Source organism: Flavivirga rizhaonensis, assembly GCF_004791695.1.
GTDB classification, from domain to species: Bacteria; Bacteroidota; Bacteroidia; order Flavobacteriales; family Flavobacteriaceae; genus Flavivirga; species Flavivirga rizhaonensis.
In genome coordinates this window covers 154709-180537 of the sequence record NZ_SRSO01000001.1, presented here as the reverse complement: position 1 = coordinate 180537, position 25829 = coordinate 154709, and the positions used below count along the sequence as shown (strand labels likewise).

Here is a 25829-nt window from a genome sequence, read left to right as displayed (position 1 = left end):
TTATTACATTACTAAAACTAAAAAACAATTACAAAATTATGATCTACTTAATGCTCGTCATTTTAGTTATTACCATTGGTTTCTTTGTTTGGGGGAAATTTACACCAGACATTGTAGCCCTCATGTCTATGATAAGTTTATTCTTAACAGGAATTTTAACTCCAACAGAAACGCTAAGTGGGTTTAGCAATCCAACCGTCATCATGATCGCTGCTCTTTTTGTTATAGGTGAAGGAATTGCCCAAACTGGATGGACTGCTTTAGCTGGTAAAAAGTTTGTGGAATGGGCCGGAAAAAGCGTTCCAAAATTATTAGTTATAGTAACACTAGGTGCAGGTGTATTATCTGGTTTCGTAAGTAATACAGGTACAGTAGCCACTTTAATGCCTCTTACAATATCATCTGCCTGGAGCATAGGTACACTACCTTCAAAAATGTTAATGCCTGTCGCTTTTGGATCTAATACTGGTGGTTTACTAACCTTAACAGGTACGCCTCCAAATATTATTGCTAGTAATGCTTTGATAGATGCTGGTTTTGATGGATTTTCGTTTTTTGAATTTGCATTAATTGGGATTCCATTATTAATAGTCGCTTTAATTTATTTTAGATACATAGGCTACAAATTATTACCAAAAAACAAAACGAACAATAAGCCAGTAAATATTGAATCTACTTTACATAACTGGATAGAAGCTTATAAAATTGATGAAGGCTATTACAGATTGCGTATAAGATCGTTATCACCGTTAATCAACACAAAAATTGAAGAATGGCAATTTGAAAAAAATTATAATATCTCAATTATTCGATTAAAAAGAAGGCATCCAAATGTTTTAAAAGGGATACATCAGTTTGAAGAATTTCCAAGTCCAAATACAGAACTATGTTATCATGATATTATTACTGTAAAAGGAGATACAGAAGCCATCAATAAACTTATGATTTCGTTTAGATTGGGTCTATTACCCCTTGAACCTATTACAGATGAGTTAAAAAACAATTTAATTAATCAAGAGGTTGGTATGACCGAAGTGATAGTAAACCCTAATTCTATTTTAGTTGGTAGAAAATATAAATTAGGAGATTACTTTAAACGATATGGTATCCAGCTTTTAGCAGCTTCAAGAAATAGCAAACCGCTGCAAGAAAAAGAAATTACCGTAAAAGCGGGTGATGCTTTTTTAATACGAGGTACCTGGGAACATATTGATGATTTAAAAAAGCAACATGAAAACCTAGTTATTATTGGTAGTCCTGAAGGTATGGCTAAAAATGTAGAAAGCCTTAATTCTAAATCTTATATCGCTTTAGGGGCTTTAGTTCTCATGATCATATTCATGGTCTTTAAAATAGTGCCAGGATCAATTGCGGCATTAATTTCTGCCGGTATTGTTTTATTAACAGGCTGCGTCCCTATTTCTAAAGCATATAAAGGCATCAGTTGGACAAGCGTTGTTATGATTGCTGCTATGATCCCTATGGGAGTAGCGCTACAAAAAACAGGAACAGCACAAGTTATAGCTAATGGCTTAGTAAATTATTTAGGATCTATTCACCCTATATTATTACTAGGTGGTGTATTTCTACTAACAACAACATTTAGCCAAGTAATTAATAACTCAGCAACAGCTGTTTTAATGGCGCCTATAGCTATACTTGCTGCAAACTCACTAAACCTGTCTCCTGCTCCATTTATGATTGTAGTTGCCATAAGTGCATCAACGGCTTTCTTAACCCCAATAGGAACTACAACCAATGCTATGGTGATGACCGCCGGTGGTTATAAATTTATGAATTATCTAAAAGTAGGAGCGCCTTTACTGCTCTTATTTTTTATCATAACACTCGTACTAGTGCCAGTAATATGGCCTTTTAAAATTTAAAGAAACTATTAGTAGTAACCTTAAAATTGAAAAAAATGAAAGATGCAACAACAGTTAAGCATACCGTTTTAGAACAGTATGGCTTGAAAGACGTGAAAGTGAATTGGAATTTATCTCCAGAGAAGCTTCAACAGATTACCGTTGACAAAGGCATGGGGAAAGAAACTTCAAATGGTACACTTGCTATTAACACAGGAAAATTTACAGGACGATCTCCTCAAGATCGTTTTCTGGTGAAAGATAATTACACTGCCGACAAGGTTTGGTGGGGAAAAACGAATAAACCAATATCCCCAAAAAATTTCGAAAAGCTTAAAAATGAAGTTACAAACTATCTTTCTGGTAAAGAAATTTATGCAAGAGATGGCTATGTATGTGCAGAACCAGAATTTAGGACAAATATTAGAACGATAACCGAATTACCTTGGTCTAATTTATTTGTTTACAACATGTTTTTAAGGCCTAGTGAAAAAGAATTAGAGAATTTTAAAGAAGATTGGTTAGTCCTTTGTGCACCTGGCTATGTTTGTCCAGACCCAAAAGCTTACGGCATACGTCAAGGGAACTTTTCAATTATCAATTTTACTCAAAAAATAGCTTTAGTAGGAGGATCTGCTTATACGGGTGAAATAAAAAAAGGAATTTTCTCTGCACTAAATATGATTTTACCTGTTGAGAAAAACGTATTACCAATGCATTGTTCTGCAAATGTTGGGAAATATGGAAATACAGCTATTTTCTTTGGGCTTTCCGGAACTGGAAAAACAACATTATCCGCAGACCCAGACAGAAAACTAATTGGTGATGATGAGCATGGATGGACAGCAGATAACACTATTTTCAATTTTGAAGGTGGCTGTTATGCAAAAGTTATTGATTTAACTGAAGAAAAAGAACCAGATATTTTTAGAGCCATTAAACCAGGAGCTTTATTAGAAAATGTAATATTTAAAGATAATGGTGAAGTAGATTATAAAGATAGTAGCATTACTCAAAATACTCGTGTTAGCTACCCTATTTATCACATTGATAACATTCAAGAAACACTTTATGCAAACAACCCAAAAAATATATTCTTTTTAACATGTGATGCTTTTGGTGTATTACCGCCAGTATCAAAATTAACACCAGGACAGGCTGCTTATCACTTTATTTCTGGCTATACGGCTAAAGTTGCAGGAACAGAAGCAGGTATTACAGAACCGGTACCTTCTTTCTCTGCCTGTTTTGGAGAGCCATTTATGCCATTACATCCAGCTGTTTATGGTGAAATGTTAAGCAAGAAAATGCAAGAAGCTGGTGTAAATGTATGGTTAATCAATACTGGATGGAGCGCAGGGCCTTACGGTGTTGGATCCCGGATAAAATTAAAATATACAAGAGCTATGATTACTGGAATACTTAATGGTGACTTGGATAATGTAGATTATGAACAAAATTTTATTTTTGGTTTATATATGCCTAAATATTGCCCAGGAGTTCCTTCTGAAATATTAGACCCTATGAACACTTGGTTACAAAAAGGAGCTTATATTGGCAAAGCTATTCAGTTAGCTCACTCATTCCACTTAAACTTTGAAAAATTTGCAGGTCAAGCATCTGAACAAATCATTGAAGGTGGCCCACTAATTGATGAACATCATCACTTACACGAACACTTTTAATAGATTCTTATTTAACCTAAAAAGGGGCTCGAAAAGAGCTCCTTTTATATTACTGATTTTTATATAGATTGAAAGTACTACAAAATGTAATACTAGAGATCTTATTTCTCAAACTCAAAATGATGAAACATTACTTAACAACATTTATTTTTTTACTTACTATTTCTTTAAGTCACTCACAAACTTCACCAGAAGACGAATTAGGTGCCTGGTACACTTACTTTGGAAACCACAGAATATCAAACAAAATAAGCATAGTTGCTGGTGGACAAATCTGGGCTTATGAGCCAACAACAAATTTTAATTTATTGCTCCTTAAAGGAGGTATAAATTATCACATAAATAATAAACTAAAAGTTGAACTAGGCTATAGTTTTTTAGACATTGATAGAAGTATTCAAGGTCTAGATGGCAGACATGTATATGAATACAGAATATCTGAGCAAATTGCCTATAAACATAAGTTAAGTAATTTACCTATAGATCATCGATTAAGACTTGAGCAGCGTTTATTTAATCTTAGGGTAGGCCACTCATCAAAAAATAGATTAAGATATCGATTAGGAACAAAAATTAATCTAAACAAAACACTTTTCATTCGTGCAAATAATGAAGTCCTTTTTCATCTTGAAAAAGACTTCTTTTCAGAAAACAGGCTTTACGGTGCTCTTGGTATAAATCTTAATAAATCTTGTAATTTACAATTAGGCTATATGTATCGTTTTATAAACGACCTAAATTTACACAGATTACAAGTAAGTTTATTTATTAAAACGGATCATAGAAAGAAAAAAGCTTAAACATTTATGCCATTACGAGGGGGTACGACGTAGTAATCTCTTCAGATTATAAAGATTACTACAGTAAATAAAAATTACATACTTCCTCGTAACTAACATTTTTCACTTAAACGTCCATGCGACAATACGGGGTATTTTATTACTCTATCTTTTTACCAGTAATCTCTCGCCCACCTTGTAAAAGATTAACACTAAATACTTTACCTTCATCATTCTTATTAAAAGTCAATTGCGCATTTACCACTTTTAAGTAAAATACATTTTCAGACTTCGGAAAAATATCAGCTATCGGTTGTCCTGTAGCTTGTGCTTTTAATTGGCTGCCTTCTTTAGTAATAGTTATAATGAAACTAGGCATGAGTTGATATTTTCCTACGTAGGTTTCCAAAATAGCATCAGGTACAACCGCTTCTTTTACTAAATCACTAACATCTACTCCCAATTTCTTTAAATAACCAATGGCATTTTGATTGTTAGGGTTTAACTCTACAGATTTCTTATAGTTCTCTATCGCTAGATCGTTCTTCTCTAAATTCATAAGCGCTTCTCCATAGCTATCATAGGCATTTGATGATTTAGGAAACGCATCGATATTTAGTTTAAATACTTTTGCTGCTGCTTCTACTTTACCAGAACTCATAAGCTGGTAACCAATTCCATTCATTTCATTTTCTCTTAAACTATAAGTTTCAGAATCTTTAATGGTATTGTAATGTGTTATTCCGGCATCAATACCTTTTTCCTCTATAACACCTAACACCTCATTGGCTACCGATTTTTTGGGCAATTTATAATCTTTGCCATACATAATACCTCTAATGGCCCTAGTCATTTGATTAAGTGGTGCTCGTCCTGTATTATTTAAAAGCACAACCAAAGATTTATCAGATGGTGCTCTGGAAATGTTGGTGTTAAATCCATTAATACCACCGCCATGGCCTATGGTATAAATACTATCGGCAGATTTACCTATTTTATTATAGCCAACACCCCACCCATATGCATAATGGCTATTACCAAAAGCAGATATATAAGGCTTAAAATACATATCCATATAGTCTTTTGATAGTATGGTATTGGTATACAAAGCCTGATCCCATTTATACAAATCTTCAACAGTTGAATACATAGACCCAGCCGCATAAGGAATAGACATATCCAAATAATTCGAATTTATAAACTTATTACCTCTGTTTTCATAGCCTGTAGCTCTGTTTTTCAAAATATCACTATGATTATCGTAACCAGATTCATTCATGTTTAATGGTATAAAGATTTTATCATGAAGCATTTGTTCATAGGTTTTTCCAGATAATTTCTCAACTATAACACCTAAAAGAAAATACCCTGAGTTACTGTAACTAAATTTTTCACCAGGTGAAAAATCTAATGCTTTATCCGCAAATTTTTTCACAAACTCATTGGGTGTGTATGGATTACGACTTTCTTCTTGGAAAAACTTAGGAAATGAGGTATAGTTTGGTATTCCAGACGTATGCGTAAGTAAATGATGTGTGGTTATCTTATCTCCGGTTTTTTTTGGATAATCTGGTAGATATTTAGTAATGGGTTCTTGTAAATCTAATTTTCCATCAGCTGCCAATTGTAATATGAGCATTGCCGTAAACTGTTTAGTGATAGAACCCAAACGATGTTTTGTATTGGGCTTGTTAGGAATATCCCATTCCATATTTGCCATACCAAATCCTTTTTTATAAATAACCTTTCCATGGTCTGATACTAACACAGACCCATTAAACTTACCATAAGCTCCATACATACTTATTAACTTGTCGATTTGCTCTACTTTGGTTTGAGCAAAACATATATTACATATTAATAATAAAGAAAGTAGTAATGTACCATTTTTAAACAATTGATAATTTGAATTTGATTTCATATGCTAACATTTTAGATGAATGGGTTTATTCTAAATTAAAAGTAAGACGTATAGAAGCCATAATAAGTTACAAAATAAATTTAATAATTGTTAAATTCATTCAATTATGGATAATAATCTAGCAAGTTTGGAAAAGTTTATATCTTGAATAGTGAATACATTTGCCATACTATTTAATATTTGTAGTTAGCGTAAAAAGAAAATGATGATTTTTTTCTTTATATGAATTAGAAAACCAAAGCATAGCCTAAGTTATGGTTTCTTTTTATAATGAAATAGAAAGGAAAAAAGGACATTTTATTACGATAAGTATAAATGTTAAATAGTATTTAATCAATACTTTAAAAATGACACTAAAACAAACCAACAAAGCTTTTTATGAACAAAAACTAAATGTTATTGTAGAATACATTCACAGTAATTTAGATAGCAAAATAGACATAAAAATGCTGGCAGAGATCTCACATTTTTCACCGTTTCATTTTCATCGTATTAGTAGAGCGCTTTTAGGAGAACCCATTGGAGCATACATTTCTAGAATACGTGTAGAAACGGCTGCAAAAATGATCCGCTATACGTCTTTAGATATTGAAAGCATTGCCTATAATGTTGGTTTTGAAACACCTTCGTCATTATCTAAAAAGTTTAAAAATCATTTTGGAGTATCTCCAACCGCGTATCGCAAAAACAAATTATTCACAATTAAAAAATCGAACATCATGGGAACAATGTCCAGTACCGAAAACAGTCAAAGTTTAAACATCAAAAAGCCTAAAATTCTAGATTTAGAAGATAAAAAATGTATCTACATTCGTATGCAGGGGCCATATAAAACATTAGATTATACAGATTCATGGCAAAAGCTTTGGGGACTGGTAAAAGAACAAAAGTTATTTACAGCAGGGATTGAACATATAGGTTTACCATATGATGATCCAAAAGTAACAGACGAAGATAAAATAAGATACGACTCTTGCTTAGTAATCCTTAAAGACGCTAAAGCTTCAGGAGACATTGGGACTAAAATCCTTAAAGGCGGTAAGTTTGCAGTATTTTTATATCAAGGTAGTTATGAATTTTTCCAAGACGTATACAATTATATTTTTAATGAATGGTTGTTAAATAACGACTACGAATTGCGTGATGAAATTGTTAGAGAAAAATACATTAGCAACCCAGAGCGTGTAAAACCTCATAAACTAAAAACAGAGTTTTATATCCCAATAAAATAGGTGTTAGTTAAAACCTAACCTCTTTTTCTAAAGCTAAAAGGTGTGTAATCGTATTATTACCATCTCTTAGTGGATAGACTTCAATACTACAATTATACATCTCTCCATTTTTTCTATAGTTTACAATACTTTCTTTAAAATGAGTGCCTCTTTTTAAATAGTTACGCATATTATTTAAAGTTGTGGGAGATGTATTTTTACCTTGCAAAAAATTAGGTGTCTTTCCTATGGTATATTTAAAGGAATACCCTGTCATTTTTGTAAAACCTTTGTTTACCCATTGAATTTCTTGTTCAAAATTGGTAAGCACTAAAGCTTCAAATTGATTATTGGTGATTAATGCTTCAATATCAAGAAACCAATTAAACTTATTCTTGAAAATCTTTAAGGTTTCAATTTCTATCTGCTTATTAAAGTTAGTAGCTTGTTTTGCTAAATGCATCGAGTAAATATCCCAGCATTTTAAAGGTCCTTGTAATGTTTGTGATTTCTTTTTCATTGCTTCTGTATTTTTTGTGCTGAGAAATAAAGAAGCAAAGACTCCAACATTTCTTAATTTAATTAAGCATGTTGTAACTATGAAAGTCTTGACTTGCCTTTTATCGCGAAAGCACGTTTGTCATTTTTTAAAGGAAAGTATCTGGCTCATAATATTTTATATTACTTACAGTTGCGCGACAGCTTGTGATTTTAACACAATTCCTTATTATTTAGCATGAGCTAAACCTTTAAATAATACTCAAATATAAAGATTTTGAAGTTAATAGACTCCACGAATATATTGTTGTATGTCTTCAGAATACAATTTAGATAGTAAACGATGTGTTTCAGTAGATAAAGGTTCTATATTAGAGACTTTTGCATTTGATAAAACTTGTTTCGTTGAACTAGCACCAGGAATAACACAACTAACTGCTTGGTGATCCAAAATCCAACGTAATGCTAATTCTACCATGGATAGACCTTCAGGTAAAATCTTATTAGAAATTGTATCAACAAATTCTAAGCCTTTTTCAAAAGGTAAACCCGCGAACGTTTCTCCTACATTAAAGGCTTCACCATTTCTATTGTAATTTCTATGGTCATCTTTTGGAAACGTCGTGTTTTTATTAAATTTTCCAGATAGCAAACCACTTGCCAATGGCAACCTTACAATAATACCTATACCTTTTTCCTCTGCCTGTGGCAATAAGTCTTTAGTTAATTTTTGTCTAAAAACATTATATATAACCTGCAACGAAAGCAACCCTTCTTGCTTTAAGCATATTAATCCTTCTTCAACCGTTTCAACACTTGCTCCAAAATTTTTAATTAAACCTTCCGCTTTTAAATCACGAAGCCAGCCAAATATATTTTCTTCCAGCAATAACTGCTTGGGAACACAGTGTAATTGGAGTAAATCTATCGCATTAACATCTAAACGTTTTAATGAACTTTCAATAGCTTTACGCAAAACATCTTTGGAATACTTATCTGGATAGACATCCCCTCCTCTACCAAACTTTGTTGCAACTCGTATTTGTTTATCTGTACTATTTAAAAATTCGCCTATGAGTTTTTCACTTTTACCATGTCCATAAATATCAGCAGTATCAAAAAAAGTAATGCCATTATTCACGGCTTCTTCTAATATAGCTAACCCATTTTCTTTATTTATTGAGGTTCCCCAATCTGCCCCTAATTGCCAACAACCTAAAGCAACTTCGCTTACCTCAAAGCCCTTATCTCCTATTTTTCTTGTTTTCATTAAATGAATTTATAAGTCTTTTTTGTAACGTTCAATCATATCCTCTCTGGATTCTGGATCTTCATCAGATCTCAACTGATCTTTTAACATTTGCCCCATTGTTGGGAATGAGTTTCTATCAATTTTTGATGCTTCATCCCATAACTTAGAACGCATAAAGGCTTTTGCACAATGCAAAAACACTTCTTCAATAGTGATAACGATACACGCTTTTGGTAACATTCTTTCCGAAGTAAATAATTCTAAATATTCAGCATCTGTACTAATAGAGGCATGACCATTAACACGAAGCGTTTCATCCACACCTGGTATTAAAAACAACAAACCTACCATACCAGTCTCTACAATGTTACTAATACTATCAACAATATTATTCCCTTTAGCGTCGGGAATTACTATTTCTGTATTACTAGTTACTTTTACAAAGCCTGGAGTACCACCTCTTGGAGACGCATCTAATTTGCTTTCACTATTACATGTAGACATAACCAAAAACGGTGATGTTTCAATAAAATGAATAGCATGTTTTTCTAAACCAGAAAGTATTTTTTCCTTGGATCTACCCTTAGGAAAACCATATAACTCACGAAGTTGTAACTCTGTTTTAATTTGCACAATAATAGGTTAAAACGCTTACCAAAAATAACTAATCTGGCGATAAAAATACCCTGTAATCAAATAAAACTGTATTTCAACAAGTATTTATTAATTCTATAGTAAATATTATATAAAATTACAATCAACAAACTAAATACCAAATATTTAATGAAAACTTTAGCTATTATTTTAACCTTCTGTTTTACAGGACTATGCAGTGCACAATTTATTTCGGCAGATGACAAGTTACATCTAGGTGCAGGTGCATTAATATCGGCAACCACCTATACTTTAGTTTACACGACTACAAAAAATAAGAAAAAAGCTTTTTGGTATAGTTTAGGAACTTCTGCATTAGCAGGTATAGCTAAAGAAGTTTACGATGGAGGCATACAAAATGAAAGGTTTGATATTGGTGAGGCTATTGCTACAACTATAGGAGGTTTAACAGTTAGTACAACACTTAGCTTATTTGTTGGAAAAAAGAAGAATAAAAGAAAAGCCAAAATCGCCTTAGTTAATTAACTAAACGATTAATAATTTCTTTAGTTGGTAAGATTTCTTTAGTATATTCAATACTAGGACCAGCAACCCAAACAGTCTTATAAGTTGCTTTAGTTGCTGCATTTTTAGTGGCATTCATCCCAATTGAAAAACGAATCATTTTCACCCATTTTTTAAGCTTTTTGTTTTTATTTAAAACCGATTCTAACCAGGTCTGTTTAGTTCCAATTTTTTTAACATAAGGTGTGTTTATTACTGTACATGGAGTTCCTGAAATGCGTTCAGTCATAACTATATCATTTGCACCATAGTCAACACAGGCTTGTTTATATTCATCGGTAACACTAGCCTCTATAGAGGCTATAAAAGGACTTCCTACAGATACACCTGCAGCGCCATAACTTAGCATGTTATCAATATCTGCTTTAATACCAACACCTCCAGCTGAAATTATAGGAATACTACAATTTGTACTTAGCTCTTTAATTAAATTTTCTGGTGATTTATCACCGCGATGACCTCCAGCTTTATTATTTACAGCTATAATAGCATCGGCCCCTAGTTCCTCTACTTTTTTTGCAAATTTTAAATCAACTACATCACAAAACACTTTAATTCCTACTTTATGTGCTTGCTTAATTGTTTCCTCTGGGCTTCCTAAAGATGTAATAATGAAATCACAACCTTCTTTGCAAAGCACCTCTAATTGACCTTTATACTTTACATTAGATTTGTTAACTATTAAGTTAAACCCAAAAGCCCCACCTTCTACCCTATTAGCCTTCAACTCTTTTATAGCTGTTCGTAATTCTTCAAGTGTTCTGTAGTTTAATGCAGGTATACAGCCCGCAATACCACCTTCCATCGCTTCTTTTACCATAGCTACATTAGATACTAAAAACATGGGAGCCTGTATTATAGGGTGTTTTATTTTAAGAAGTTCTGTTAATTTAGTTTGCATAGATATTTAAAATTAATCTATACAAATATAAGCATAAATATATTATGCATGCATAATATATTTATGCTTATGTAAAACTATTCTTTAACTATTTTCTTATTATAAAGTTTACCTTTACCATCTTTAATTTTTAAAAGATATAATCCTTTGGAAATATTTGTGATGTCTAGATCATTGTTAGCCAGATGATTACCTGTTTTAACTTGTCTTCCATTCAAGTCGTATAACTCATAGGAAATTGCATTTATACCAGCATCAATCACAATCTTGCCTTTTGTTGGGTTTGGTCTAACATTTACTACTTGATTGCTTTCATTATTAGAAACACTTAAAAGTGAATTCACAAAAACACGACTATTTCCTGAAGTATCATTAAAACGTAGTAATTCACCCCAAATAAAATCTATTGTATTCTGAAAATTATTTTCTACTAAGGCATTAACTGTATTAGGAATATTAAAACTTACTGGTGCTTTTTCTTCATAAATGGCCATATAAGTTATCAAACTAGCAAGGAAATATAGGGTTGGTCTACCATGCGGAGCATTATCTTCGTATAAATCAAGAATCGGAATTTGATTTAAAGGAGACTGACTAAGCAATTTGCTAAGTATTGGACCTACAGGAATCATCCTAACATCTTCAGTTGGTCTTTCTGCTTGCACAAAATCATGATATTCAATCCACCAATCATGAAAATCACCTTCCGTATAAGTATTATAATTTTGAAACTCCGATACACTTGGAGGAAAAGATTCCCCTGCTATAAATGGAGCCATATCAGGCCAATTTTCATATATATAGGTAATGGCATTAGGTGCTTCATTTTCTATCCAATCTAAAATAGTCAAAGTAGCAGATAACGGTGACGTATCCGGATCTCCATAATATAACATATTTGACGGTTGACCCTGAACAAAATTACCAGCTGTTAATAATATAGTATCAAAATTTGCTTCAGAGAAGTTTTGAGTATCAGAATCCCAAGCAGGAGTTACAATGTCAAAACCCCATTGTGCAATAGGTGGTAAATTATCGTGCTGAGGCAAAAAACCATATTGTCCGCTGACAGAAACTGAACTTCCAGCTTCCTCAGCTAAAAGATATACCCAATGAGGTACGGTAGTTTCATCGCTAGACGTAGCATGTACTATTAAACTATGCCCAAAAACGTACATCGTTTTGTCTTGCTGAGCAAAAACATTTATATTGAAAAAGATATATAATAAAAGTAACGGGAAGCGTAGTGATTTTTTCATAAGTAGGTATTTATTCAGATTTGTTACTTACTAAACAAGTAACTAAAAAAAAATCCTACCTTATTAATTAAAAAACAACGCTTTAAAAAGTAATGTTCGATACTAACGGATCTAAAAAAGACAGTAAATGTTTGATATTCAAATATATTAAAGAAAAAACTATTGAATTAGTAACACTTCACATTATGTCGAAAATGATTGCATTAAAAATTTGTAACAAACTAGTAAATTAGTATTGCAGCCTTAACACTAACATTCTAATAAATGAAAATCAAATTATTAGGTAATATTTAGCATAAATATTTGGCAGTATGACTTTTATCATAGTTTTATTATGCATGCATAGTTAATTTTAACTGCTTTAACTTAATATTGTTAGCCATGAAAAAAATATTATTTGGTTTTTTAATTTTTGGATTAACCACCCAAATCAATTCTCAAACAATTGAACTGTCAAACACAGTAATTTCAGTAAATTACAAATATTTGGATGCAACAGGTTTAGATCATACGCCTAAACGCGTTAAAAAATTAGAAGATGAAATTCTAAATTATGACCACAAAGAACTCTCTAAGCTTTATGATAAAATAGATGATATTTACGAAATATCTTTTTCTGTTCCAGAAGGAAGAATAATTGCTGCATATGATAAAACTGGAAAAATAATAAGAACTAACGAAAAATATAAAAATGTAAAATTACCACTAGCTGTTATGCAATCGATTTCCAAACGCTTTCCTAATTGGGGAATCATTGAAGATACCTATCTTATCAAATATCATTATAATAAAGATTCTTTAACCCAAGAATATAAAGTCAAAATAAAAAATGACGATAAGACTATTATGATAAAAACCGATGAAAAAGGGATTTTTCTTTAAAATTTATTCTTTTAAAAGCTAATTTGAAAACCTATAATATCCGCATTTTAAATAAGCTCCTTCAGGGAAGCTGATTGGATGATCTATATCGTGATACGTATTTAAAATATTATTAAACTGTCGTGATTGATTATTTAATACTTGTAGATTAATATCAAAAAATGAGTGTGCTAGAACTCTTGACGAGCAAGATGCTAAAACTAAAAGCCCTTTACTAGTAGTTAATTGAATTCCTAATTCAGCTAATTGCGCATATTTTCTTTTAGCAAGATCAATTTCAGATTGTTGTTTAGCAAAACTCGGTGGGTCAATAACCACAACATCAAAAGTTTGTTTACTTTTAATCATTTTTTTAAGCTCTACAAAAGCATCTCCAGCAATGATATCATGCTTCCCTGAATAATCATTTAGTTTTCCATTTTGATAGGCAATTTCTAATGCCTGTTTACTTATATCTAAACTTGTAACCGATTTAGCTCCATTGTATAAAGCATGTACAGAAAACCCTCCTGCATAGGAAAAAACATCCAAAACCGTTTTACCTTTACTCCACTCACCTACTTGTTTTCGGTTTGCTCTATGATCTAAAAAATAACCTGTTTTATGTCCTTTAATAACATTTGCTGAAAACTTTACATTATGCTCTATAAATTGAACAACTTCATTCTCTAAAGTTCCGAAAACGACATCACCATTTTTTATTTTATGTAATTTAGATTGCTCTAAAGCCCTACTTAAACGTATTACAACTGTTTCTGCATGACTTACTTCCTGTAAAATTGGAATAATAGTATCTAAATAAGGTAGCCAGATTTCAGAATAAATTTTCACTACTAACACAGTCGCATAGACATCGGCTATTAATCCAGGAAAACCATCATTTTCACCAAATAATAAACGATAGCTATTAGTATTCGTTTTTAGTAAATGTAATCTTTTAGAATAGGCTTCTTGGATTTGCTTTTCAAAATACAGATCATCAATAGTTACTTTTTTTGCACCATGGTGTAACATTTTAATACGTATCGGGGAATTAGCATCATAAAGACCTAAACCAATAACACGATTCTTATTTTTACCAAATATAATAGCTAAATCTCCAGACCTCGCAGTATCATTTATTTTAGAAATATTATTTGAAAACACCCAAGGATGCCCTTGAGTTACAAATTGTTCGCCTTTTGCATTAAGCTTTACTGCTAAATTTTTGGGTTTATAATTTGATTTTATTTGTGGTGAAAAAGACATATTTTGATAAAGTTTATGTCAAAAGTATTCCTTTTATAAGGATAAAAAAACTGTATACTTAAACGCTTGTACTTTGATGAAGAAATTAAATACGTTTATATAAAAAACGCAATCATTTCTGACTGCGTTTTTTTTAATCTATTAAGATCCTTCGACTCCGCTCAGGATAAGTGACTCATACAATTTTGCTATACAAAATTGATTCGCTACTTACTTGACTTCTTCGAAGTCTACCCTTCGACTTCGCTCAGGACAGGCTACTTGACTTCTTCGAAGTCTACGTCTTCTACGTCACTTCCTTCTTCAGCTTGAGCTTGTTCTCCTCCTCCAGCATCTGAACCTGGTGCGCCGCCTTGAGCTTCAGCTTGTGCTTTGTACATTTCTTCTGAAGCGACTTTCCAAGCTTCATTTATTTTATCTAAAGCAGGCGTAATAACCTCTAAATCTTTAGTTTCATAAGCTTTTTTCAATTCTTCTAAAGCGTCTTCTATTGGCTTCTTTTTATCATCTGATAATTTATCACCAAACTCTTCTAATTGCTTTTCCGTTTGGAAAATCATAGAATCTGCTTCGTTTAATTTCTGAGCACTCTCAGCTGCTTTTGCGTCTGCCTCAGCATTAGCTTCAGCATCAGCTTTCATCTTTTGGATTTCTTCTTCCGTTAAACCTGAAGATGCTTCTATACGAATATCTTGTGATTTATTAGTCGCTTTATCCGTAGCAGAAACTTTAATGATACCATTTGCATCAATATCAAATGTCACTTCAATTTGTGGTGTACCACGTCTTGCTGGTGGAATACCGTCTAAGTGGAAACGTCCAATTGTTTTATTATCTGCGGCCATAGCTCTTTCTCCTTGCAATACATGGATTTCAACCGATGGTTGATTATCTGCCGCTGTAGAGAATACTTGTGACTTCTTAGTAGGTATTGTTGTATTCGCTTCAATAAGCTTTGTAAATACATTACCCATAGTTTCAATACCAAGAGATAATGGTGTTACATCTAAAAGTAAAACATCTTTTACATCTCCTGTTAATACACCTCCTTGTATACCAGCTCCTAATGATACTACTTCATCTGGATTTACACCTTTACTTGGCGCTTTTCCAAAGAATTTCTCAACAGCTTCTTGTACAGCAGGAATACGTGTAGAACCACCTACTAAAATAACTTCATCAATATCACTTTTTGATAACCCTGCAGCTTTTAAAGCAGATTCACAAGGATCGATAGTACGCTTTACTAAATCATCAATTAACTGCTCAAATTTAGAACGCGTTAATGTACGTACTAAGTGTTTTGGTCCACTTGCAGTAGCCGTAATATATGGTAAGTTAATTTCTGTTTGTGCAGAAGAAGATAATTCAATCTTCGCTTTTTCAGCAGCTTCTTTTAAACGTTGTAAAGACATTGGATCTTTACGTAAATCCATATTTTCTTCAGCATTAAACTCATCTGCCAACCAGTTGATGATTTTCTCATCTACATCATCACCACCTAAATGTGTATCTCCATCTGTAGAAAGTACTTCAAATACACCATCTCCTAATTCTAGGATAGATACATCATGTGTTCCTCCACCAAAATCAAAAACAACTATTTTTTGGTCTTGTCCTTTTTTATCTAGACCATAAGCTAAAGCTGCTGCAGTAGGTTCATTAATAATTCTACGAACTTTTAAACCTGCAATCTCTCCTGCTTCTTTAGTAGCTTGACGTTGCGAATCATTAAAGTAAGCTGGTACTGTAATTACAGCTTCACTTACATCTGTTCCTAAATAATCTTCAGCAGTTTTCTTCATTTTTTGAAGAATCATAGCAGATAATTCTTGTGGTGTATATAAACGACCATCAATATCTACACGAGGTGTATCATTATCTCCTTTCACTACTTTATATGGTACGCGTTCTGCTTCTTTTTTAGATTCAGAATATTTATTACCCATAAAACGTTTAATAGAATAAACTGTTTTTGTTGGATTTGTTACTGCCTGACGTTTTGCTGGATCACCAACTTTAATCTCACCTCCTTCTACAAAAGCAATTACAGATGGTGTAGTACGCTTACCTTCTGCGTTTGGGATAACAACAGGTTCGTTACCTTCCATTACAGAAACGCAAGAGTTGGTTGTTCCTAAATCGATTCCAATAATTTTACTCATAATATTTTATACTTTATTTGTGTTCATTTTTAAACTCGATTTGTAATAGTCAATCATTATGCCATTTGAAAAATACTGACAAGCTGTCATTTACTCATATATATATATTAAATAATATCTCTAATTATGTAATAAAACAATCTATATTTGCTCTACTAAAACGATATAGTTATATGGAGTGTATCTCTGTTTTTGACATGTTAAAAATTGGTATAGGACCATCTAGTTCGCATACATTGGGTCCTTGGAGAGCAGCCGAAAGGTGGATTAAAGAACTAAAAGACTCAAATAACTTTGATAAGGTCAAAAAAATATCTGTAAATCTTTATGGTTCTTTATCATTAACAGGAAAAGGTCATGCAACAGATTATGCTGTCATACTTGGATTAAATGGTTCTGATCCTGAAATTATTCCTACGGAAACCATCGCTACTATTATTTCTGAAATCAAAAAAACAAAAACATTATACTTTAACAATGAGAAACCTATAGCTTTTAATATAGAAACCGATATAATTTTTAATAGGGAATTTTTACCGTTTCATTCAAACGGATTAATTTTTACTGCGATTATAAATGGAAAAAATAAAAAGTCAACTTTTTATTCTATAGGTGGAGGGTTTGTGGTTAAGGAAGCCCTTGAAAACTCTAAGAAAAATTTTGAAATTAAATGCTCTTTCCCTTATCCTATTGATAAAGGCACAGAACTTCTAGAGTTTTGTAAAATTTTAGATAAACCAATCTCTGAAGTTGTTTTAGAAAATGAAAAATCAATTCGTTCAGAAAAAGAAATAGACATAGAGTTAAAACGTATTTGGGACACCATGCTTGAATGTATATATATTGGCTGTCATACAGAAGGGAATCTTCCCGGAGGATTAAATGTAAGACGTCGTGCTTTTGATATGCATCAGAATTTAAAAGGACAAACTGCCTATAACACCCCTGTTGAATGGCTGTATGCTATAAGAGATACCAAAGTTAAATTTCGACAAATATTAAAATGGGTTAGTTGTTTTGCGCTTGCTGTAAACGAAGTCAATGCCTCTTTAGGAAGAGTGGTTACTGCTCCAACAAATGGAAGTTCTGGAGTTATTCCTGCTGTTTTACTGTACTATTTAGTAATTGAAAATCACGATGCCAATTTTGAGGACATAAAACGCTTTTTATTAGTTGCTGGCGAAATAGGTAGCATCTTTAAAAAAGGAGCAACAATTAGTGCTGCCATGGGAGGCTGTCAAGCAGAAATAGGCGTATCTTCAGCCATGGCTTCTGGTGCGCTTTGTGAGCTTTTAGGAGGGTCTCCAGAACAAGTACTAATCGCTGCCGAAATTGCTATGGAACATCATTTAGGCCTAACCTGTGACCCCATTGGTGGATTGGTGCAAATACCATGTATTGAACGTAATGCCATGGGGGCTATTAAGGCTATAAATGCCGCAGAAATGGCTCTAGATACTGATCCGAAAAACACAAAAGTTCCTCTGGATAAAGTGGTTGCTACCATGTGGGAAACAGCAAAAGATATGCACACAAAATATAAAGAAACGTCTGAAGGTGGGTTAGCTATTGGTGTTAATATGTCTGATTGTTAAACTAATTTTTTTGCGCCCCCCTGTAGGATCGGGCTCAATGTCATTAAGTTAAAACTGTGATGTCAGTCTGAGCGCAGTCGAAGACCTATTGGAGTTCTAGTTTTCATTGGCATTTCGACTGCGCTCAATGTGACAAAAAGGGAATAATTTTCCTTAACTTAATGACATTGGGGTCGGGCTATATATGATACAAATCCTCACTCATTTCTCACAGCGGGCTTTCCTCTGCTATCCCTTGCGCGTTACAATAAAGTAGTTTTACATCTCTGTACCTTAACGAGAAAACATATTTAAACAAGCTTAAACTTCATATCTTAACGTCTTTGCGTCTTCGTGAAACAAAACATTTGAAGATTAAATATCTTATTTATCACAAGTAGACTTTCTCCGAGTATCAATCAAATAAATAATTTTCCATTGACCCCCATCTTTAAACAATTGAAAAGAATTAACACCACAATGACTAAATGTACCATTAAACCAAAATTCATAAGGCGTCCAGGCATTAGCCATATTACCATCAACCTGAATACTATAGTCTAATAAACGTTCATCCCATTTCTGGTCATCAGATCTATTTGCAATAGCATTTATAAGTTTTCCTGGTTCGTCTGTTACTAAAATATCTTTTCCTTCTTTGTTTCTGTAAGCTGTTTGCATGATTATTTTATCCGCAATAACAGACTTCATAAGTGTTGTATCCCCCTTATGAAATCCTTCAAAAAAGGTATCTACTGCTTCTTTTACTTCAGCTTGCTCATCATTTTGGGCATAAATCGTAGATGTAATTAAAACGAATAAATAGAATATTGTCCGAGCCATAATATTTAAATTTTATCTAAAGTAAAATAAGATATGTAATGTTGATGTTGCTTAAAGAAAAGTTTAACATATATACTTAATTCATTACTTTTACATACTATTTAAAATCAGAAAAAAAATGTCTGTAGCTAAAAAAGAATATAAACGCATTACAGTTAAATCATTAGTTGATATGAAAGCTAATGGTGAGAAAATATCAATGTTAACGGCTTACGATTACACCATGGCAAAAATAGTTGATGGTGCCGGTATAGATGTTATACTTGTTGGAGATTCTGCTAGTAATGTGATGGCTGGACATGAAACCACATTACCAATTACTTTAGATCAAATGATATACCATGCTTCTTCTGTAATTCGTGCTATTTACCGTGCTCTTATAGTTGTAGATTTACCTTTTGGAAGCTATCAAAGTGATCCTAAAGAAGCCTTACGATCTGCTATTAGAATTATGAAAGAAAGTGGTGCGCATTCGGTTAAACTAGAAGGTGGTAAAGAAATAAAAGACTCCATTAAGCGTATATTAAATGCAGGGATTCCTGTAATGGGGCATTTAGGCTTAACACCCCAATCTATATATAAATTTGGAACTTATACAGTAAGAGCCAAAGAAGAAGAAGAAGCTCAAAGGCTTATGGAAGATGCAAAAATGCTGGAACGCATTGGATGTTTTGCAATTGTGCTTGAAAAAATACCTGCCAAACTAGCTAAGCAAGTAGCTGATAGTGTGAGTATTCCTATTATAGGTATTGGTGCTGGAAATGGTGTAGACGGTCAGGTATTGGTATTACATGATATGCTGGGAATGACTCACGAATTTAATCCTCGTTTCTTGCGTCGTTACATGAATTTATATGAAGATATGACCAATGCGATCTCTCAATATGTAGACGATGTTAAAACGCTTGATTTTCCAAATGATAGTGAGCAATATTAATTATTAATCTCAACAACCGGTTATAGACCAATGGCATGTAAGTAAAGAAATTTGTTCTATTTGTCGCATTGAGCACAGTCGAAATGCTTTAAAAAATAAAGATTTAATGTCTTCAACTACGCGCTCAGACTGACATTCTTCAATCTTTTAGCTTAATAACATAGAACTATAACTTTGGGAAAAATTATTCGTGTATTTGTGACTAAAAAAACACTTTCAAATAAAAATAATCTTCAAGTTTTATTCGAAGACAATCATATTATTATAGTTAATAAGCGTGCAGGAGACATTGTACAGGGTGACAAAACTGGTGATAAACCATTAAGCGATGTTGTAAAAGAATATATTAAAGATAAATACAACAAACCTGGAAATGTATATTTAGGAGTGGCGCATCGTTTAGACAGACCAACAACAGGGCTTGTTATATTTGCAAAAACAAGTAAAGTACTACCCAGACTTAATAAATTATTCCTTTCAAAGGATATACAAAAAACATACTGGGCTGTTGTAAAAAATATGCCTTTAAAACCTGAAAACACATTAGTAAATTGGTTGAAAAAGAATCCAAAAAACAATAAATCAACCGCGTATACTAAAGAGGTTAAAGACAGTAAAAAAGCCATTCTTCATTATAAATTATTAAAGAAACTAGACAACTATTATTTGCTTGAAGTTAATTTAGAAACTGGTAGGCATCATCAAATACGATCTCAACTATCTAATATAGGATGCCCCATCAAGGGAGACCTAAAATATGGTTTTAACAGAAGTAATAAAGACGCTAGTATTCATTTACATGCAAGACATATAGAGTTTGTTCATCCAGTAAAAAAAGAACCTATAACTATTTCTGCACCACTGCCAAAAGATGCTATTTGGGACGCTTGTTTCCCATAATTTAAATATCTTTATAAAAAACACTTTTGGATACTATACCTGAAATACTTTCAAAACAAAAAGATTTTTTTAAGTCACAAAAAACAAAGGATGTCTCTTATAGATTATCGCTTTTAAAGACCTTAAAACAGGAAATCGTTTCTAACGAACAAGCTATTTACGATGCTTTAAAAAAAGATTTCAAAAAACCAGAGTTTGAAACGTTTATTAGTGAATTTGGATTGGTTATTTCTGAACTGAATTTAGTTATTAAAAATCTCAAAAAGTGGGCAAAACCAAAACGGGTAAAATCGTCGATGCTCACATTTCCATCTCAAGATTATATTTATAAAGAACCTTACGGAAATGTATTAATCATTGCTCCGTGGAACTATCCCTTTTTATTAGCTATAGAACCTTTAATTATGGCAATTGCTAGTGGAAATACGGTTGTTTTAAAACCTAGCGAACTAACTAAACATACCTCTCAACTCATTACCGACATTATTCAAAAAGTATTTCCTAAAACAATTGTAACATCCATTGAAGGTGATGTTGAAACAGCAACACAACTACTCGCTCAAAAATGGGACTATATATTCTTTACTGGTAGCGTACCTGTTGGAAAAATTGTTGCTCGCGCAGCTGCAAAACACTTAACTCCTATTACCTTAGAATTAGGAGGTAAATCACCATGTATTATTGATGAAACAGTTAATTTAAAACTGGTTGCCAGACGTATCTCATGGGGAAAGTTTTTAAATGCTGGACAGACATGTATTTCTGCAGATTACATCATTATAAAATCTAATATTAAGGATGCTTTTGTTGAAGCTTTAAAAACCGAAATAACAAAAAGATATGGTATAGACCCAAAAGAATCTCCTGATTTACCAAGAATTATTAACAAAAGAAATGTGCTAAGAATAACAGACATGCTGGAAGATTCTCAAGTAATTTTTGGAGGGGAGATAGATGTAGAAAATTGCTATATAGCACCTACCCTTGTTGATACTCCAAATTTAGATAATAAAATAATGGGTGGCGAGATTTTCGGACCTGTTTTACCTATTCTAACTTATAATACAGAACAGGATATAGAAAATATTATTTGGAATTATGAAAAACCATTAGCCCTTTATGTGTTTTCAAACAATAGTACTTTTGTTGAGCAAACAATCAAAAAATATAATTTTGGTGGCGGTGTAGTAAACGATCTATTAATCCATTTTGGAAATCACAGATTGCCATTTGGAGGAATAGGTGCTAGTGGTATGGGAGCTTATCATGGAAAAACAGGATTCGATACATTTTCACATAATAAAGCAATCTCTAAGCGAAGAAATTGGTCTGATCCAGGTGTAAGATACGCACCATATAAAGGAAAATTAGATCTTTTAAAAAAAATGTTTAAATACTTCTCTTAATTACTGCAAGTGCAATTTAAACAGGCAAATTTAATTTACTAATAATTGTTTGTTAAACCCACGTTAATTAGGAAATCGGGTAATCTAATACTAATCGTACGCCTTCATTAGCTTTAGATGATAATTTAAATACTGCATTAATTAAAGTTGCCCTACTCTTCATATTTATTAATCCAGACCCTTTTTCTATATCACTCATATTAAAACCTTTACCATCATCAATAGCTGTGATTTTTAGGCTTTGCGTTTTATATTCTATGGTAATAACTAAGTTTTCAGCCTCAGAATATTTTACAGAATTAGATAAAAACTCTTGTATAATTCTAAAAATAATGATTTCGTGTTTCCTATTTGTAAAATCAATTTTCTTACCTACTGTTTTAAGTTCGGCAGAAGCGAATTTCATCTTTTTAAGTCGATTTAATTCATTAGTAATAGATTTTTCAAAACCTATATTTAAAACCACCTCATTATTTAATGTTTTTGAAAGTGCGCGTACTTCAGATAAACTATCTTTAAGAGCTTCACTCGTATCTTTAAATTTCTCCTTTACATCATCTGCTACCTGCATTTTTAAAATACTTAACTGCATACTAGCAAATGATAACAATTGACCCACATTATCATGCAATTCCCATCCTATATTTTTAAGTGTTTGTTCCTGTATTTCGGTTTGAGCCTGGGCTATTTCTTCTTCAAAAGCTTGTTGTTGCTTAATCCTATCTAACAACAATTTATTTTTTCTTTTTTGAAATACAATAAAAAAGATAATAACCAAGAATGTTACAACTACTAAAACAGTAATCATATATATAAGTAAATAGCGTTCTGCAGCTGTACTGACTAGTCGTTTTCCGGTTTGCACCATATTAAAGCAAAAGTATAAGTTAAATACATAAATATATTAGCAAATAAAAAAATTTCTAATTGTAAAAAAACAAAATCCCAATCTCGGTTAGGACTACCTGAATCATAAGCAAAATATACATCATAAAAGTCTATAGGTGTTATGATGAGCCACCAAATAAATATGGCAAAACTGATATAAAAATTTATGGATTTGTAAAAAGTTAAAACTTTATCACTTTGTAGAATTTCAATAAAATAGAATACTGTACATAATAATATAATGGCCGCTCCGAAGACATTCAAGATTGGGAAAAACTTATAAAAAAATGCATTCCAATTTAAAATAATGTAGATAATGGAAAAAAAGAAATATCCATAGCTAAAAAGTTTAATAATGACTCTAAACCTTTTAGTTTTTAAAATTTTACGATAATAAAAAGAGAAAAATAGAATAGCCCCTATCTGCCAATAGAGCGTTGACCACCAATGATTCTTTTCAAAAATAGTTCCTATGAGAAATCCAAAAAGTTTATCTGGATGGACATACATGGAATAAGAACTAATAAAATCACAAATAGTAAGATATATTAAAAAATATATAAAATATTTAGCAGCTGTTAATCTGTACTTATTATAAAGTAACAAACCAGTTACAGCTGCTAATGATTCTGTGATAGTTGTAAGTATATGATAATTTTCTTTTAGAAATTCTTCCACTAAGAATTAATTTGGATAACCTCCATTTCCTCCATTTCCTCTGTTTAAAGGAGACACAGGAAGATCAGTTTCATTACCTACAAAGTTAAATGGACTCATACTAGCTTCAGCATGTCTTTTTTCGCCCGTAGGTACAAGGAACATCGTACTTAAATCACATTTTTCAGGTCCAGCTTCTTGTCCATAAACACCTAAATAAACACGGTAGCCCGTAATTTTATAATTTAAACTATCTGCCTGCTTTTTTGAGTATCTCAAATAATTTTTAAGTTCTTTAGCAGACCACCATACAGAACGGTCATCTTGTTTGTGTCCTCCCATTGCAGCACAAGAATCTACTGCTGGTTTTCTATACTTAGTCCAATTCTTGTTTAATTTCTTAGCGTAAGCTTGATCAATAATCCCTTGGGGCTTTACAATTTTAGCTTCAGTATTCAATTTTGTCTCCATAGCATCCAATTCTGGATTTCTTGGACAAAAATAATACGTTAATACGGCTCCAATAATAAGCCCTAAAATAATGTAACTTAATTTCTTCATCTTTTGTTTTGTTTGGTTAATGGTTAATAAAATAAGAGGCTAAAAATAAGAAAAAGATTTAATAACGTAGTCTTTTTATTCAATTCCTAAGCCTTTAAAGAAATTATGCTGGAAATCCAAGCATACCTCCCATGCCTACTGTAAAGAGCCAACAACCATAAACAGCATGTTCTAAGGAAACTAATAATGTAGATTGCGTGTTTTTATAAGTTATAGCAAATAGCACCCCACCAAAAAATGTCAGCACGACCACTAAACTATTTTTAAAAAAAATGTGACCTAAAGAAAATATAATGGCATTTACAAAAATAAACAACACTTCGTTTTTAAATAAACCTTTGTAACGTTGAAAATAAAAAGTTCTATAGATTATTTCTTGTGGATATACCGAAAAGAAACTATAAACAAACAATATAAAAAGCCACAGTTTGGGCTTATTTATTAATATATCAAAAAGTAACTTACTATCAGTTAACCATACGAACAATGTGGTAAGTATAGCAATTACAGCTAGTTTAAAAATAGTTTGTTTCCAAAATATACACCATTTCAAGTTTGGAGCCATCTTAAATTGTTTCTCCTCAACCCATAATAAAACATAAATGATATATATAAAACCAATGATACCAATACCCATTTTTAATTTTATAGAATAGTCAATGGCAAAGCTAACTGGTAGTAGAATAAAAATAATTAAAAACTCAATACCCTTATAGATTGTTGTATTCATAATTACATATTAATTGCTGTAGTATGCTTTACTTCATTTATCACAAACATGCTATGTGTACTACCTATGTGATTGATTGTGGTTAGCTTTTTAACCATAAATTCTCTAAAAGCCTGTATATCTTTTACTAAAACTTTTAATAAATAGTCGTAATCGCCACTAATGTGATAACATTCTAACACTTCATCTATATTAGCAACCTCTTTTTCAAACTTCACGACATAATCCTGACTGTGCTGTATGAGCTTGATATGGCAAAATGCTACAAAGGCTTTATCTACAAGTTCTTTATTAACTAATGCTACATATCCATCAATATATCCCTCCCTTTCAAGTTTTTTTATACGTTCATAAACCGCTGTTACAGAAAGATTCAACTTATTAGAAAGCTCTTTATTTGTTTGTTTGCTATCTACCTGTAAATAATCTAATAGCCTCCTATCAATATCATCAAATACCATAATTGAAAATTTTTCATTAAAATATAT

Annotated in this window: 24 protein-coding genes and 1 riboswitch; of the genes, 10 read left to right on the top strand and 14 right to left on the bottom strand. The window is 32.1% G+C overall.

The window, feature by feature from the left end:
- Window positions 1–38: 38 nt before the first annotated feature.
- The 3 genes from EM932_RS00610 to EM932_RS00600 all read left to right on the top strand — a co-directional run bounded on the left by EM932_RS00610 (window position 39) and on the right by EM932_RS00600 (window position 4350).
- Window positions 39–1886 (top strand): SLC13 family permease, encoded by a 1848-nt coding sequence (locus tag EM932_RS00610; RefSeq protein WP_246040817.1) that lies wholly within the window; start codon window positions 39–41, stop codon window positions 1884–1886.
- Between the two features lie 35 nt (window positions 1887–1921).
- Window positions 1922–3550, top strand: a complete 1629-nt coding sequence (gene pckA / locus EM932_RS00605; RefSeq protein ID WP_135874424.1) for a phosphoenolpyruvate carboxykinase (ATP) — start codon at window positions 1922–1924, stop codon at window positions 3548–3550.
- 119 nt (window positions 3551–3669) lie between these two features.
- Window positions 3670–4350 carry a DUF2490 domain-containing protein gene (locus EM932_RS00600; RefSeq protein ID WP_135874421.1) on the top strand — a complete coding sequence of 227 codons (681 nt, stop codon included), beginning with the start codon at window positions 3670–3672 and terminating at the stop codon, window positions 4348–4350.
- A 139-nt stretch (window positions 4351–4489) separates the two neighbouring features.
- On the opposite strand, the gene EM932_RS00595 is transcribed toward EM932_RS00600, so the two are convergent.
- The gene (locus EM932_RS00595; protein ID WP_135874419.1) at window positions 4490–6250 is read right to left on the bottom strand and encodes a serine hydrolase; all 1761 of its coding nucleotides are present in this window, start codon (window positions 6248–6250) and stop codon (window positions 4490–4492) included.
- Window positions 6251–6597: 347 nt separating this feature from the next.
- Here EM932_RS00595 and EM932_RS00590 point away from each other — a divergent pair, with 347 nt between their 5' ends.
- Window positions 6598–7482 carry an AraC family transcriptional regulator gene (locus EM932_RS00590; protein ID WP_135874417.1) on the top strand — a complete coding sequence of 295 codons (885 nt, stop codon included), beginning with the start codon at window positions 6598–6600 and terminating at the stop codon, window positions 7480–7482.
- A gap of 7 nt (window positions 7483–7489) precedes the next feature.
- Here the strand turns inward: EM932_RS00590 and EM932_RS00585 are convergent, their stop codons facing one another.
- From EM932_RS00585 to EM932_RS00575, 3 genes are all read right to left on the bottom strand, one after another.
- On the bottom strand, window positions 7490–7981 hold the full coding sequence (locus tag EM932_RS00585) for a PAS domain-containing protein (protein WP_135874415.1): 492 nt from the start codon (window positions 7979–7981) through the stop codon (window positions 7490–7492).
- Between the two features lie 115 nt (window positions 7982–8096).
- Window positions 8097–8227: riboswitch (cobalamin riboswitch) on the bottom strand.
- A 15-nt stretch (window positions 8228–8242) separates the two neighbouring features.
- Window positions 8243–9229: an aldo/keto reductase gene (locus EM932_RS00580; RefSeq protein WP_135874413.1), complete on the bottom strand. Its 987-nt coding sequence runs from the start codon at window positions 9227–9229 to the stop codon at window positions 8243–8245.
- Window positions 9230–9238: 9 nt separating this feature from the next.
- Window positions 9239–9844, bottom strand: a complete 606-nt coding sequence (locus tag EM932_RS00575; protein WP_135874411.1) for a pyridoxamine 5'-phosphate oxidase family protein — start codon at window positions 9842–9844, stop codon at window positions 9239–9241.
- 150 nt (window positions 9845–9994) lie between these two features.
- Here EM932_RS00575 and EM932_RS00570 point away from each other — a divergent pair, with 150 nt between their 5' ends.
- On the top strand, window positions 9995–10351 hold the full coding sequence (locus EM932_RS00570; protein ID WP_135874409.1) for a hypothetical protein: 357 nt from the start codon (window positions 9995–9997) through the stop codon (window positions 10349–10351).
- Here EM932_RS00570 and EM932_RS00565 read toward each other — a convergent pair.
- Window positions 10344–11291 carry an NAD(P)H-dependent flavin oxidoreductase gene (locus EM932_RS00565; protein WP_135874407.1) on the bottom strand — a complete coding sequence of 316 codons (948 nt, stop codon included), beginning with the start codon at window positions 11289–11291 and terminating at the stop codon, window positions 10344–10346. The two genes, EM932_RS00570 and EM932_RS00565, sit on opposite strands and share 8 nt — an antisense overlap.
- Before the next feature lie 77 nt (window positions 11292–11368).
- Complete coding sequence (locus EM932_RS00560; protein WP_135874405.1) at window positions 11369–12550, bottom strand: T9SS type A sorting domain-containing protein; 1182 nt, start codon at window positions 12548–12550, stop codon at window positions 11369–11371.
- 381 nt (window positions 12551–12931) lie between these two features.
- Between EM932_RS00560 and EM932_RS00555 the strand changes: the two genes are divergently transcribed.
- Window positions 12932–13432 (top strand): nicotinate-nucleotide adenylyltransferase, encoded by a 501-nt coding sequence (locus EM932_RS00555; RefSeq protein ID WP_135874403.1) that lies wholly within the window; start codon window positions 12932–12934, stop codon window positions 13430–13432.
- Between the two features lie 18 nt (window positions 13433–13450).
- On the opposite strand, the gene EM932_RS00550 is transcribed toward EM932_RS00555, so the two are convergent.
- Window positions 13451–14680 carry a class I SAM-dependent rRNA methyltransferase gene (locus EM932_RS00550; protein ID WP_135874401.1) on the bottom strand — a complete coding sequence of 410 codons (1230 nt, stop codon included), beginning with the start codon at window positions 14678–14680 and terminating at the stop codon, window positions 13451–13453.
- 257 nt (window positions 14681–14937) lie between these two features.
- Window positions 14938–16845 (bottom strand): molecular chaperone DnaK, encoded by a 1908-nt coding sequence (gene dnaK, locus EM932_RS00545; RefSeq protein WP_135874399.1) that lies wholly within the window; start codon window positions 16843–16845, stop codon window positions 14938–14940.
- A gap of 173 nt (window positions 16846–17018) precedes the next feature.
- Between dnaK and EM932_RS00540 the strand changes: the two genes are divergently transcribed.
- Window positions 17019–18440: an L-serine ammonia-lyase gene (locus EM932_RS00540; protein WP_135874397.1), complete on the top strand. Its 1422-nt coding sequence runs from the start codon at window positions 17019–17021 to the stop codon at window positions 18438–18440.
- A gap of 363 nt (window positions 18441–18803) precedes the next feature.
- Here EM932_RS00540 and EM932_RS00535 read toward each other — a convergent pair whose 3' ends face one another.
- A complete protein-coding gene (locus tag EM932_RS00535; RefSeq protein ID WP_135874395.1) occupies window positions 18804–19262 on the bottom strand; it encodes a nuclear transport factor 2 family protein in 459 nt (152 codons plus the stop codon).
- Between the two features lie 118 nt (window positions 19263–19380).
- On the opposite strand from EM932_RS00535, the gene panB reads away from it, so the two are divergent.
- The 3 genes from panB to EM932_RS00520 all read left to right on the top strand — a co-directional run bounded on the left by panB (window position 19381) and on the right by EM932_RS00520 (window position 22505).
- Window positions 19381–20199 carry a 3-methyl-2-oxobutanoate hydroxymethyltransferase gene (gene panB / locus EM932_RS00530; protein ID WP_135874393.1) on the top strand — a complete coding sequence of 273 codons (819 nt, stop codon included), beginning with the start codon at window positions 19381–19383 and terminating at the stop codon, window positions 20197–20199.
- A gap of 174 nt (window positions 20200–20373) precedes the next feature.
- Entirely contained in the window at window positions 20374–21099 is a 726-nt protein-coding gene (locus tag EM932_RS00525; RefSeq protein WP_407925208.1) for an RluA family pseudouridine synthase, read from the top strand.
- A gap of 26 nt (window positions 21100–21125) precedes the next feature.
- Window positions 21126–22505: an aldehyde dehydrogenase gene (locus EM932_RS00520; protein WP_135874391.1), complete on the top strand. Its 1380-nt coding sequence runs from the start codon at window positions 21126–21128 to the stop codon at window positions 22503–22505.
- A 67-nt stretch (window positions 22506–22572) separates the two neighbouring features.
- Here the strand turns inward: EM932_RS00520 and EM932_RS00515 are convergent, their stop codons facing one another.
- The 5 genes from EM932_RS00515 to EM932_RS00495 all read right to left on the bottom strand — a co-directional run bounded on the left by EM932_RS00515 (window position 22573) and on the right by EM932_RS00495 (window position 25802).
- Window positions 22573–23373: a sensor histidine kinase gene (locus EM932_RS00515; protein ID WP_135874389.1), complete on the bottom strand. Its 801-nt coding sequence runs from the start codon at window positions 23371–23373 to the stop codon at window positions 22573–22575.
- Window positions 23349–24071, bottom strand: a complete 723-nt coding sequence (locus EM932_RS00510; protein ID WP_135874387.1) for a hypothetical protein — start codon at window positions 24069–24071, stop codon at window positions 23349–23351. The genes EM932_RS00515 and EM932_RS00510 overlap by 25 nt, the downstream gene beginning before the upstream one ends.
- Window positions 24072–24077: 6 nt before the next feature.
- Window positions 24078–24611 (bottom strand): hypothetical protein, encoded by a 534-nt coding sequence (locus tag EM932_RS00505; RefSeq protein ID WP_135874385.1) that lies wholly within the window; start codon window positions 24609–24611, stop codon window positions 24078–24080.
- Between the two features lie 103 nt (window positions 24612–24714).
- A complete protein-coding gene (locus EM932_RS00500; RefSeq protein ID WP_135874383.1) occupies window positions 24715–25341 on the bottom strand; it encodes a CPBP family intramembrane glutamic endopeptidase in 627 nt (208 codons plus the stop codon).
- A gap of 2 nt (window positions 25342–25343) precedes the next feature.
- Complete coding sequence (locus tag EM932_RS00495) at window positions 25344–25802, bottom strand: Lrp/AsnC family transcriptional regulator (RefSeq protein WP_135874381.1); 459 nt, start codon at window positions 25800–25802, stop codon at window positions 25344–25346.
- Window positions 25803–25829 lie beyond the last annotated feature (27 nt).